Consider the following 12119-nt stretch of genomic DNA (forward strand, 5'->3'; position numbering starts at 1 on the left):
TTACAACATATGAAAAAACTATTTTTCTCCGCATTGTTCAGTTGCATCATGTACACTGCCTTCGGCCATGCGCTTTGGATGGAAACAGCAGTCAATGGTAAAAAAGGACAACCACAGGAAGTGAAAATCTTTCTGGGAGAATATGCCGACAACGAGCGCGACTCTATCCAGCACTGGTTTAGCAATATGAGAGATTTTAAACTATATCTTATAGATCCTTCCGGGCAAAAACAGTTACTCTCCTGCACCCCTGCTGGTAATCATTTCAGGGCCACTTTTACGCCTACATCCGATGGCGTGTACACGCTGTATATCGATCATGTAGTACAGGAAGTATACAGCGGCAGTAAAATCCATTACTATGCGCAAGGTCTCGTTCGGGTAAATGATAACAAAAGCACAGGTAATCTGAAACAAAATACTTTCATTGTACAAACTGCTAACACCGCTACGGGAAAGAAAAATAATGCAGAACAGGTGACACTGCTGCATCAGTCCAAATCCACCCTGCCAAATGCGGAGTTAACTGTGCAATCGCCGGAAGGCTGGACGAAGAAAATGAAAGCCTCCAACAAAGGTGAAGCCTTTGCCTACACGCCTGCATGGAGTGGCAGATACCTGCTGGAAGGGACTTTCATCGAGGAGGAGAAAGGCGAACATGAAGGGAAACCATATGAACGCGTATGGCATTGTGTTACTTATTGTAAAGATGTAACAAACTAACCTATATGCCGCTTAAAAAGACTATCCTGAAAATTCATAGCTGGCTCGGACTATTGTCCGGGCTGGTTGTTTTTATACTTGGTATTACGGGGTGCATATACGTTTTTATGGAAGAGATAAAACCGGTGGTATATCATCAGCGGCTGTTTGTGGAAGTACCAGAAAATAAACAACGTTTACCCATCGCTGTTATTACAGCAAAAGCGCAGGAAGCTGTAGGGATTACCTACCCCTTGCAACTGGCAGAAGTGCCACAGGCAGCCAATCGCAGCTTCATGTTCCGGGCTGTTAAAACAAATCCGGATGCGTTGCTGTATGCCACTTATATGGAGTATTTCTATCGTGTATACGTTAACCCTTATACGGGCGAAATTCTCAAAGTGGAAAATACGAAATGGGAGTTTTTTAATACCATTGTAAATCTTCATATCAACTTACTATTAGGTCCCAAAATAGGCGGTACCATCGTCAACTGGTCAGTGATCATTTTCATAGTGATGCTGGTTTCAGGAATTATACTCTGGTGGCCAGCCGGAAAAGCCGCCGCCAAACAGCGCTTCCGTTTCAGATGGAAAAAAGATACCAAATGGAAAAGGAAGAACTATGATCTGCATAATATTCTCGGGTTCTATGCCATGTTAATCTTGTTAGTTATTGCCCTCACAGGACTGGTGATTTCTTACCCATGGTTTAGTAATGCGGTGCAATGGCTGGGCAACGGCGGTAAAAAGACAACGCCTCCACCCGCCGTGTTTGCAGATACCACTGCTACGCAGATATTGCCGCTGGATCATATTATCACAAATGCTAACAACCGCGTCCCTCAGGGTAGTACATTACTGATAACTTTGCCAAAAGATAAAAATGCAGTTGTATCGGTCTTCGCCCGCCGCGACGGAAAACCCTTGTATCACGCGACTCGTATGAAGTATGACCAGCATACTGCCACTCCATTATGGAGCCGCTCCTTTGCCGATATGACCGGAGGAGAGCGTTTACAAGCTATGAACTATGATATCCATGTTGGCGCAGTAATGGGACTACCCGGAAAAATACTGGCCTTCCTGGCATCACTGATCGCGGCATCTTTGCCCGTTACAGGTTTTTATATCTGGTGGGGAAGAAAAAATAAGAAAAAGCCGGCCTATAAAAGCCGCACCATGCCGCAACAACAGAGAGCCTGAACGGAGTGTGCTAACCCCGCATCATTGTATTAACCACATTCTTACTGGTCTAAGCAGATCATTTTAAAGTGTTATCAGCATAATGAACAGTACAGACAAAACCCGTATTATACTGGCGGATGCTCAACCTGTTTTCAGAGAAGGAATCAAAAGTCTGCTAACAGATCATCCTCAGAATTATCGCATTGAAGAAGCCGGTAACAGCGAAGAGCTGCGACACGCCCTGCTTTCCTTTCAACCGGATTTACTCATCCTGGATTACGATCCCTGCTATTTTGATGCAGAAGAATTGTTCCGCACCTTGTCCGTTATTCCGGAATGTAAAGTGATCATCATTTCAGGACAACGGGAAAAAGTAGATGTACTTCGACTACTGGACTGCAATGTATATTGCTTTCTCACCAAGGAATGCAGAAAAATGGATGTACGCCAGGCAATACAATATGCTATCCGGGGGGAAAAGTTCTTTTGCTCCTTCGCCCTGGACGTGCTATTGGCAGACAGAAGAAAATCTCCACTGATTACAGCTACACCTACAGAAGTACTATCTACCAGGGAGATGGACATTATTCGCCGTATTGTAAGTGGAAAATCCAACAAAGAAATTGCGGGAGATATGCATCTGAGTCAACATACCGTGCATACCCATCGCCGCAATATTATGCGTAAACTACAATTACATTCCGCAGTAGAGTTATGTAATTATGCACTGGCCAATGGTATCGTGAGAACAATCGCCTAAATAACACAGCCAGTGCTGAAAATCCCCGGAACCTTCGCGAGGTTCCGGGGATTTTTTTTACAGTTATCTGCCTGCAGTAGCTACCATCTCTCTGGTAATTTCCTACTTACTACCTACCATCATTTTACCATGCAGAAGCGATTGTCGAACCTTTCTTACACATGTACTTTTACCATCCTGCTATTAATAAAATGAAAATTCTATGAACAAAATCATCTATGACTTTGCGGCTGTTGGCGTTGGCCCTTTTAATCTTGGATTGGCATGTCTTACTCATCCTATTCCCGACCTGAATGGTATTTTCCTGGACAAACGAAAAACCTTTAACTGGCATCCGGGTATGCTGCTACAGGATACGACGCTGCAGGTGCCTTTCCTGGCAGATCATGTTACCCTGGCCGATCCTACCAGTCCTTTCAGTTTCCTCAACTATATGAAAGAACAGGGACGTATATACGCTTTTTATATCCGCGAGAATTTCAAACTACTGCGAAATGAATACAATCAATACTGCCAGTGGACGATTAACCGGTTACCTAATGTGCATTTCAATACTAGTGTGGAAAGAATTGAATTTGATGCCTCACAGGAAGTATATCTGTTGGATTGTGTAACGCCGGCTGGCCGGGAAGTCATCAAAGCCAGGAAGCTGGTACTGGGCACAGGCACTACTCCGTATATCCCTTCCTGTTGTAAACCGTATGCAGATAAAGTGGTGCATTCTGCTGATTACCTGACACGAAAGCAATATTTACAATCGTGCCAGTCCATTACCATTGTGGGAAGCGGGCAAAGCGCTGCTGAAATTTTCTATGATTTGCTCCAGGATATTGATACCCATCAGTATGGTCTGCATTGGATTACCAGGTCGCCTCGTTTTTATCCACTGGAATATAGTAAGCTCACTCTGGAGATGACGTCGCCGGAGTATGTGGACTATTTCTATAGCCTTCCGCAACATAAAAGAGATCATCTGATACATCATCAGAAACATTTGTATAAAGGCATCAATAATGATCTTATTGCGGCCATTTTTGATACCATCTATGCGAAGAAACTGGTATGTAATCCCGACATCTCTTTGCGTACCAACGCTGATCTGCGCCAGGTAAAGTATAATGATAATGGTGGTAAATTTCAATTGCAGTTTTTCCAGGCAGAACAGGAACAACACTATCAGCATACCACAGAAGGCTTGATCATGGCCACTGGATATACTTATAAGATCCCCGATTTCCTGGAGCCAGTGAAGGACCGCATTCAGTTCGATGATAAAGGTCGCTACCTGGTCAACAGAAACTATACGATCGATTCCGATGGGAATTCCATCTTTGTGCAGAATGCGGAATTGCATACGCATGGTTTTGTTACGCCCGACTTAGGCATGGGCTGTTATAGAAATGCCTGGATTATCCGTGAGATGTTAGGCAGAGAAGTATATCCTATCGAAAAACGGATTGCTTTCCAACAGTTTGCTGTCAGCCCTGAAGAAGCCTTTATTCCTGCAAACCCTCAGCTAATTTAATATGGGACTCAGATTTTACCTGATATTAATGACGCTGGTAGCGGTAGTGAGCGATTACCTGATGCATCCATTCTATCCTATCTTTTTTGCAGAGCGATTTGGAATCACGGATGCGCGTATCACAGGTATTTATTTCAGTGCGGTATGCGCCACAGTCATGTTCGCATTCCCCGTGTGGGCGATAGTTTCCAGGTATGTTTACGAATTGAAGATCCTTGTATTTACGCAAACGATTGCTGGTATCCTGGCATTATCCTGCAGTTTTATCAATTCCTGGCCGTTGTTCTGGGTCGTGTCTTTACTGGTGATTGTCTTTAAAGGAAGTTACCTGCTCGTATATCCGTTCATTCTACGAATAACGCCTACGGCAGCACATATCCGGATAATCAGCATATTATCTGTGATTATTCACCTGGGAAGCGTGATGGGCGCTGTGTTTGGTGGTATGATCATCGACTGGATGCAGCCTGCGTATATCTATTTTGGAATGGCGGCGGGCGATTTCTTTCAGGCAGGAATAAGCTTGTACTTATTGTTGTCTTCCCGTATGGAGAAACCGGCGGCCGTAGTTCCGGAGAAGACTTCGCGACACTGGATGGAACTGATCCCTGGCGGGATGGTACTGAAACTAAGTATGATCACCCTGCTTTTTTATTATGGTGATTTTATTATCCGTCCGTTTTTTGTGAAATATTGGGAGATGACAGCTGGTTCAGACAGCCGTATACTTTCCGGAGCCGTATATGCGATCCCGGCACTGGTAGCCATTGCAGGGCTGTGGATGAATCAAAGGAGGAAAGCCCCGGAATCTCCCTGGCACGGTATTCTACCAGCATTGTTCCTGGCCGTTTCAGGGGCTATGTTACAATCTTATCCATCAACGGCGTCCATCATCGCAGGCAGATGTCTGTACGGGTGGGCCTTCTTTCAGTCGGCCGTCCGTTTTGATGCCCTGCTGTTTCATATAACAGATCCTGCTTCCTATGCCATTGAATATAGTAAGATACATTTCTTTCAAAACCTGGGCGTGCTCGCAGCCTCATTGTCGGCTGGCGTTTTGGTGGAATATTTCCCACTAAACGTACCGTTTATGATGGCTACTGCCGGATACCTGCTGGTGATAACGATGTACTATCAACTGGCCCGCATACGTTTGCGCCCTGTTAATCCAATCTGACAATGAAAAAACAAACTGCATTGTTCCATTGCATGCCGGTATATCAGGATTTGCATCATCCACTGGGACTGGTAGAACTATGGCCAATGGACCTGCATAAGGATACTCCCATTATCCATCAATGGGTCACGCAACCGTATGCACAATACTGGGGGATGACCAACAGCAGCTATGAAGAAGTATATGCTGCCTATAAGGCTATTTATTGCAGCGATGGAGCCTATGCACTCATCGGTAAAATCAATGGACAGCCCGCCTTCCTCTGTGAATGCTATGATCCGGAGCAAGACCTGATCAGCAATTACTATGAACCCGAACCAGGAGATATAGGCATGCATTTACTGATCGCTCCTGTCAAAGAACGCATACACGGTTTCACCTGGCAAATATTTTCAGTAGTAATGGATTTCCTTTTCGATAACCCCTGGCACGACAGGGTAGTAGTGGAACCAGATATTCGAAATGAGAAAATCCATCGTCTGAATAAAAAAGCAGGATTCGTGTACGACAGAGAAGTGGTACTTCCTCACAAAACCGCCGCACTGGCCTTTTGCACCAGGCAACAATATTTCAATTCCAGAAAAAATAATTAATCATGAATACTTCCAAATCGACTATGAATACTCCTCAACAATTGACAGCCCATCTGCAATCTGATATTTGGGCACGTGTCAACCGACTCCATTTAGCAAAAGTTATCAGTGAGTTTTCGCATGAACTGCTGCTTTCACCCGAGCAAATCAGTAATGAAGGCAACTGGTCTGCCTATCGTCTCCCTTCTCCTGAAAATCCGGCCATCGTATACTACTTCAATGCCCGTATCCTCCAGCTGCAACACTGGTCACTGGACACAGCGAGCATTCGTAAAATGCAGGATGGAAAAGAAATGCCACTGGATAGTATTCTTTTCTTCCAGGAATTTCAAAGTTTACTGAATATCAGTACCGAACATTTACCAGCTTACCTGGAAGAAGTCACCAACACACTTTACGGTAGCGCCTATACGATGTTTCGACCGCAACCCTCTATGGAGGACTTAGCCCAGGCCGATTACCAAACTATTGAACATGCCATGACTGCCGGGCATCCTTGCTTCGTCGCCAACAATGGGCGTATCGGTTTTGATGCGAATGATTACCCACAATATGCCCCGGAGGCAGACCAGCCTGTGCACCTGATCTGGCTGGCGGGTCATAAGAGCAGAACAGCCTATAATGCGGTGGAAGAATTACCCTATAATAAATTGATGGAACAAGAGCTGGGAACGGCCACACTGCAAGACTTCCGGCAGCAACTACAAGAAAAAGGCCTGACGCCGGAGGAGTATATTTTTATCCCTGTTCATCCTTGGCAATGGTATAATAAACTGGCTATGATTTGTGCGCCTGATCTGGCGAATCAACACCTCGTTTGCCTGGGATATGGCCCGGATCATTTCAGTGTTCAGCAATCCATTCGTACTTTTTACAATCTTTCTCATCCAGATAAACATTATACAAAAACAGCGCTGTCTATCCTCAATATGGGCTTTGTTCGCGGCCTGACACCCTATTATATGGATAGCACGCCTGCCATTACTTCCTGGATTCGAAAGGCGGTAGGAGAAGATCCTTACATGGTAAAAAATGGATTTACACTGCTGTGCGAAGTAGCTACTGTAGGTTACCGAAATTTCTACTATGAGCCTTTCGGTAAACAGGTAGCCTATAATAAAATGTTAGCGGGTTTATGGCGGGAAAGTCCTGCAAAAGTGCTGCAACCAGGCCAGCGTTTAATGACCATGGCTGCTTTGCTGCATATCGATTATCAGGGGAATGCCTTGCTGCCAGCCCTGATTAAGCTTTCTGGCCTCTCCATCAGAGAATGGCTGACCAGTTATCTGCGCGCTTATTTAACCCCATTACTGCATTGTTTTTATGTACACGATCTGGTCTTTATGCCGCATGGCGAGAACCTGATACTGGTGTTGGAAAATCATGTGCCTGTTAAAGCGATCATGAAGGATATAACAGAAGAAATCGGCGTATTCCGGATGAATATGGATATCCCGGAGAAGGGAAGACGTATATGCGTGACCGTGCCGGAAGACCTGAAAATACTCAGTATTCTTACAGATGTATTCGACTGCTTCTTCCGATTCCTTTCCAATATCCTGGTGATGCACTGCAATTATGAAGAACAGGATTTCTGGCAAGACGTAGCAGCATGTATCCATGCTTATCAGGACGAACATCCGGAACTCTCAGAAAAATTCAGGCAGTACGACATCTTCATGCCGGAATTCATTTTATCCTGCCTGAACAGGTTGCAGCTACGCAATCATCGCCAGATGGTAGACCTCGCAGATCCTGCTGGCAGCCTGCAATTGGCCGGTATGTTACGCAACCCTGTGGCTGGTTTTCGTCGCACTGCTTCACTGGCGAATACACTCGCCACAAATGAAGTATCCTCATGATGATGAAAGAACGGGTGGCTGTGAGCCCACAAATGTTGACGAAAATTATCCGTGGCCGGCGAAGTGTTTATGCAGACGATTACCTCGATCAACCTATTGAGGAAGAAATCATCCGGGAAGTGCTCATCAATGCCACCTGGGCGCCTACTTACAAAATGACGCAACCCTGGCGGTTCATTGTGTTACAAGATGAGCAACGTCAACCCTTTGGTGATTTCATAGCCGACTATTACCGGGAGCGCCTTCCAGCTGCCCAATGGCCGCCCCAAAGAGAAGAGAGAGCCCGCAACTATCCGTCTAAAGCCGCCTGTATGATTGTGATCATCATGCAGCGTCATGAAAAGCTAGAGATCAGCGAATGGGAAGAGATGGCCGCTGTTTGCTGTGCCGTACAAAATATGGCACTCACTTGTGAAGCCTATCAGATTGGCGGATACTGGGATACTTCCGCAGCATGTATTGCCTATGCCCAACAATTGGGCTTACAAGCCCATGAAAGGTGCCTGGGCTTCTTCTATATGGGTTATTATGACAGGGCAGCCTATCAATGCGCCAAACGAAGAAAAGGTATCGATCAGAAAGTGGAATGGCGATACTGATATACTCATCCTAAAAATCAATTTCAATGAGCACATTGTTACCACAGCTGTTGGGGCGGCTCCAGACTACGTTTGGATACATTGTCCTGGCGCTGGTCGTCCTGGAATGGGTGATACTGGTCATTTCCCGGAAAATGGAAAGTAACCGGGAAGGCTGGGTGAATGTCATCTCCTATGTCCTGGATAGTTTTCCTTATTTCTTCCTCGGTAAGATAGTCATTTTCGGTACGATGATGTGGCTGTATGAACACCGCCTATTCACATTGGGATATGCCTGGTATATATGGATTCTGGCCTATCTGCTTTATGACTTTATGTTCTGGCTGGTACATTTCCTCGGACATAAAGTACGCTTCTTCTGGTGCATTCACGGCGTTCACCATACCGCCGAAGAGATGAAACTAACTGTGGCAGTGAGAGGATCATTCCTGGGTTTTCTTCATATACCCCTTACCGTTATAGGACTTCCATTACTGGGCTTCGACCCGTTTATGATCTTCATCGTGGAAGCCATTGCAAGGCTATACGGCCTTTACGAGCATGTCAATGATCATTTCGATGAAATAGTGGGCAAGCAGCGGTTCCTCGAATGGTTGTTTGTCACGCCTAGTGTGCATCGGGTCCATCATGCCACCAACAACATTTATCTCGACAGAAACTATGGGGAAACCTTTTCCATATGGGATCGGTTCTTCGGCACTTTCCAATCAGAGCTGGATGCAGTGAAACCAGTATATGGTATCCTGAATGATAAAATTAGCGGGAAAAACCTTCTCCAGGTGCAACTTAGGCTCTGGATAGACCTCTGGGCGGATATACGGCATGCGCCAGGCTGGAAAAATAAATTGAAATATATCCTTATGCCCCCGGGATGGAACCATATCAACGGCGGTAAGAATGCGGCGCAGTACAGAGCCGAAGGATGGGAGGCATTACAAGAAACAAACACACAAAAATCATTAATCCATTTAAACCCTTCAGCATGAAAAATGCAATATTAACCACACCGGAAAAACCGGAACCCTGGAAGTCTGCCACCGGCGTACCTACAGGACCATTGATAGTAGAAGTTACTGCCAGAGAATGTAATGCGCTGTACTATATAGCACAGCAGCTGATACGGGAATACGGCAGCTATGATAACCCTGCATTTATTAATGCATTACATCTGAACGCCTTTCAATTACTGCCTGAACGGATTGTACGTATCCTCAGCCACTTTGGAACAGATTATTCTTCTACTCAGTATGGCGCAATTGTTTTCCGGGGATTGATACAAGTAGATCAGGAGGAGTTAGGGAAGACGCCGGCCAGTTGGAAGGAAACAGCAAATGACAAGTTGCTGGCATATGGTTTTATCAGTAGTCTGATGCATGGGGCTGTGCCCAGTAAACCGGTGCAGTACTATGCCCAACGTAAAGGAGGCGGTTTACTGCATGCCATCATTCCGGATGAAAACATGTCCTACACGCAAACAGGTAGCGGTTCCCGAACCGACTTATTCGTACATACTGAAGATACTTTTCTTTTTCATCAGGCAGATTTTCTCAGTTTTCTGTTCTTACGAAATGAAGAAAGAGTACCGTCTACATTATACTCCATTCGATCGCATGGCGCTACAGACGACATCATGCGGCCCCTTTTCCGACCACTCTATAAATGTCCCAAAGATGCTAACTACAGTGGGGAAGCAGCGGCGGGAGAGGAGATAACCACGGCCGTATTGTATGGTAATGAAACCTATCCTTTTATCCGCTTCGATGCTGCCGAACAAATTCATAATCCGACGGCGAATCAATCTCCCGAAGCCATGCATTACCTGGAGGAGTTTTGGAAAGTCGCTAAAACACATATCTGCAACGATATCATTCCTGGAGCCGGCGATCTGATTTTTGTAAATAATCACCTTTGCGCGCACGGCAGAAACGCATTCCTGGCGGGTTACAGAGAAGAGAAAGGCGTGCTGGTACCCTGTGAAAGAAGAATGATGCTTCGCATGATGAGCAAAACAAGTTTGATCAGTATCAGGGCCTTTACCAGAACGGAAGATCCCTATTTCATTATGGAAGAACATTATGGCAGTAAGTTTCAACATTCATCTCACTAAATCATCAACAATGCATGCAATACCAAATACGATAGCGCCTCCTCCGTTGGCAGAAGTTAGTAATAATAAACTATTCAAAGATATCTTTTATGAAGGCACAGCCGATGAGTATAACCAAGCCATAGAACAGGCGCGGGTAGCAGTTACAGACTTCCTCCAACAGACATCTCAGCCGTTCAGCGGTATCAGACCTGCTACCATGAAGGCGGCAGTCGGAGCCATTGACCTGGAAGAACCGCTGAAAGATTATCAATCTTTGATATCAGAAGTAGACGACCTGTATATCCGCCATGCTACTGCCTTTCATTTGCCCCAATATATTGCGCATCTGAATTGTCCGGTCGTTATTCCTGCATTGGCGGCAGATGTCATTATCAGTGCTATCAACTCTTCTCAGGACACCTACGACCAGAGCGCTGGCGGTACCTTCATCGAAAGACGCCTGATTGAATGGACTTGTCAGGAAATTGGCTATGGTATGGATGCAGATGGTATTTTCACTGCCGGCGGCTCTCAGTCAAATTTAATGGGACTACTATTGGCAAGAGATCATTTTGCAGCGCGGACATATGGATATTCCATTAAGTATGATGGATTGCCTCCTCAGGCAAATCGCTTTCGCATCTTCGTGTCAGAACAGGCACACTTCAGCAATCAAAAGAGTGCCTCATTAATGGGGTTAGGAGAGCAAGCAATTGTTAAAGTAGCGGTAGATCACAGGTTTCGCCTGGATACCGATGCTTTGAAAAAGGCCGTAGAAGCGGAATTACAGCAGGGAAATATACCGATTGCAATAGTGGCCACTGCCGGAACTACTGATTTCGGCAATATAGATCCCCTGCAAGAAATATCCGCCATCGCAACACATTACGGACTGTGGATGCATGTAGATGCCGCCTATGGCTGCGGTCTGCTTTTATCCTCCAGACATCGTCACCTACTGGATGGCATATCCTTGGCTGATTCTGTTACAGTAGATTATCATAAGTCGTTCTTTCAGCCGATCAGCAGCAGTGCCTTTCTTGTGAAAGAAGCGGCTTCTCTGAACATCATAAAACATCATGCCGACTATCTCAACCCGGAAGAGCAGGACTATGAGGAATTACCTGCCCAGATTAACAAATCCATCACGCAAAGTACCCGGCGTTTTGATGCACTGAAACTATGGTGTACACTGCGTTTAACAGGGAAACGTAAACTGGGGCTGTATACAGATATGATGATCGATACCGCAGCCGCTACTGCTGCTTTATTGCAGCAAGATCCCGATTTTGAACTACTGAGCGGATCAGATCTGGGCGTACTGGTATTCCGATTCAATCCTACGGGAGTAGTAAAAGAGCTGTCTGCCTTAAACCTGAGTATCAAGCAGTCCCTCTTTTTTGATGGTACTTACATTTTGGCGGGTACAAAAGTGAATGGTCAGTTTTATCTGAAATTCACAATTCTTAATCCGCTAACAACGCTCTCGCATATACGTGAAATTCTCTCTGCCATAAAAATGAAAGGAAACAGTCTGTTGTAATCGCTTACAGTGGCTATGATGAGTCCCGGAGCATTTGCTCCGGGATTTTTTTTGGATGATATAATACAGCGTTAACATACCC

Annotated in this window: 11 protein-coding genes; all 11 read left to right on the forward strand. The window is 45.4% G+C overall.

Annotated elements, in window-relative coordinates:
- The first annotated feature begins 9 nt into the window (after nucleotides 1-9).
- Nucleotides 10-723, forward strand: a complete 714-nt coding sequence (locus CLV59_RS18525) for a hypothetical protein (RefSeq protein ID WP_111593568.1) — start codon at nucleotides 10-12, stop codon at nucleotides 721-723.
- Nucleotides 724-728: 5 nt separating this feature from the next.
- On the forward strand, nucleotides 729-1907 hold the full coding sequence (locus tag CLV59_RS18530) for a PepSY-associated TM helix domain-containing protein (protein ID WP_111593569.1): 1179 nt from the start codon (nucleotides 729-731) through the stop codon (nucleotides 1905-1907).
- Between the two features lie 82 nt (nucleotides 1908-1989).
- Nucleotides 1990-2649, forward strand: coding sequence for a response regulator transcription factor (locus CLV59_RS18535; protein ID WP_111593570.1), 660 nt, complete (start codon nucleotides 1990-1992; stop codon nucleotides 2647-2649).
- Between the two features lie 202 nt (nucleotides 2650-2851).
- Nucleotides 2852-4174: a lysine N(6)-hydroxylase/L-ornithine N(5)-oxygenase family protein gene (locus CLV59_RS18540; protein WP_111593571.1), complete on the forward strand. Its 1323-nt coding sequence runs from the start codon at nucleotides 2852-2854 to the stop codon at nucleotides 4172-4174.
- Between the two features lies 1 nt (nucleotide 4175).
- Nucleotides 4176-5351 carry an MFS transporter gene (locus CLV59_RS18545; protein ID WP_211323965.1) on the forward strand — a complete coding sequence of 392 codons (1176 nt, stop codon included), beginning with the start codon at nucleotides 4176-4178 and terminating at the stop codon, nucleotides 5349-5351.
- Nucleotides 5352-5353: 2 nt separating this feature from the next.
- Entirely contained in the window at nucleotides 5354-5944 is a 591-nt protein-coding gene (locus tag CLV59_RS18550) for a GNAT family N-acetyltransferase (RefSeq protein WP_111593572.1), read from the forward strand.
- 2 nt (nucleotides 5945-5946) lie between these two features.
- Nucleotides 5947-7806 (forward strand): IucA/IucC family protein, encoded by a 1860-nt coding sequence (locus CLV59_RS18555; protein WP_111593573.1) that lies wholly within the window; start codon nucleotides 5947-5949, stop codon nucleotides 7804-7806.
- Entirely contained in the window at nucleotides 7803-8405 is a 603-nt protein-coding gene (locus tag CLV59_RS18560) for a nitroreductase family protein (protein WP_111593574.1), read from the forward strand. Before CLV59_RS18555 ends, CLV59_RS18560 begins: the two co-directional genes overlap by 4 nt.
- 26 nt (nucleotides 8406-8431) lie before the next feature.
- Entirely contained in the window at nucleotides 8432-9391 is a 960-nt protein-coding gene (locus CLV59_RS18565; protein WP_111593575.1) for a sterol desaturase family protein, read from the forward strand.
- Nucleotides 9388-10512, forward strand: a complete 1125-nt coding sequence (locus tag CLV59_RS18570) for a Fe(II)-2OG oxygenase family protein (protein ID WP_111593576.1) — start codon at nucleotides 9388-9390, stop codon at nucleotides 10510-10512. Before CLV59_RS18565 ends, CLV59_RS18570 begins: the two co-directional genes overlap by 4 nt.
- 10 nt (nucleotides 10513-10522) lie before the next feature.
- On the forward strand, nucleotides 10523-12037 hold the full coding sequence (locus tag CLV59_RS18575) for a pyridoxal phosphate-dependent decarboxylase family protein (protein ID WP_111593577.1): 1515 nt from the start codon (nucleotides 10523-10525) through the stop codon (nucleotides 12035-12037).
- Nucleotides 12038-12119 lie beyond the last annotated feature (82 nt).

The organism is Chitinophaga dinghuensis (assembly GCF_003259435.1).
Taxonomy (GTDB): Bacteria; Bacteroidota; Bacteroidia; order Chitinophagales; family Chitinophagaceae; genus Chitinophaga; species Chitinophaga dinghuensis.

Bases quoted from the DNA above. Each gene is read 5' to 3' on its own strand.
- CLV59_RS18525 (WP_111593568.1), top strand. From the start codon at position 10: ATGAAAAAACTATTTTTCTCCGCATTGTTCAGTTGCATCATGTACACT.
- CLV59_RS18530 (WP_111593569.1), top strand. From the start codon at position 729: ATGCCGCTTAAAAAGACTATCCTGAAAATTCATAGCTGGCTCGGACTA.
- CLV59_RS18535 (WP_111593570.1), top strand. From the start codon at position 1,990: ATGAACAGTACAGACAAAACCCGTATTATACTGGCGGATGCTCAACCT.
- CLV59_RS18540 (WP_111593571.1), top strand. From the start codon at position 2,852: ATGAACAAAATCATCTATGACTTTGCGGCTGTTGGCGTTGGCCCTTTT.
- CLV59_RS18545 (WP_211323965.1), top strand. From the start codon at position 4,176: ATGGGACTCAGATTTTACCTGATATTAATGACGCTGGTAGCGGTAGTG.
- CLV59_RS18550 (WP_111593572.1), top strand. From the start codon at position 5,354: ATGAAAAAACAAACTGCATTGTTCCATTGCATGCCGGTATATCAGGAT.
- CLV59_RS18555 (WP_111593573.1), top strand. From the start codon at position 5,947: ATGAATACTTCCAAATCGACTATGAATACTCCTCAACAATTGACAGCC.
- CLV59_RS18560 (WP_111593574.1), top strand. From the start codon at position 7,803: ATGATGATGAAAGAACGGGTGGCTGTGAGCCCACAAATGTTGACGAAA.
- CLV59_RS18565 (WP_111593575.1), top strand. From the start codon at position 8,432: ATGAGCACATTGTTACCACAGCTGTTGGGGCGGCTCCAGACTACGTTT.
- CLV59_RS18570 (WP_111593576.1), top strand. From the start codon at position 9,388: ATGAAAAATGCAATATTAACCACACCGGAAAAACCGGAACCCTGGAAG.
- CLV59_RS18575 (WP_111593577.1), top strand. From the start codon at position 10,523: ATGCATGCAATACCAAATACGATAGCGCCTCCTCCGTTGGCAGAAGTT.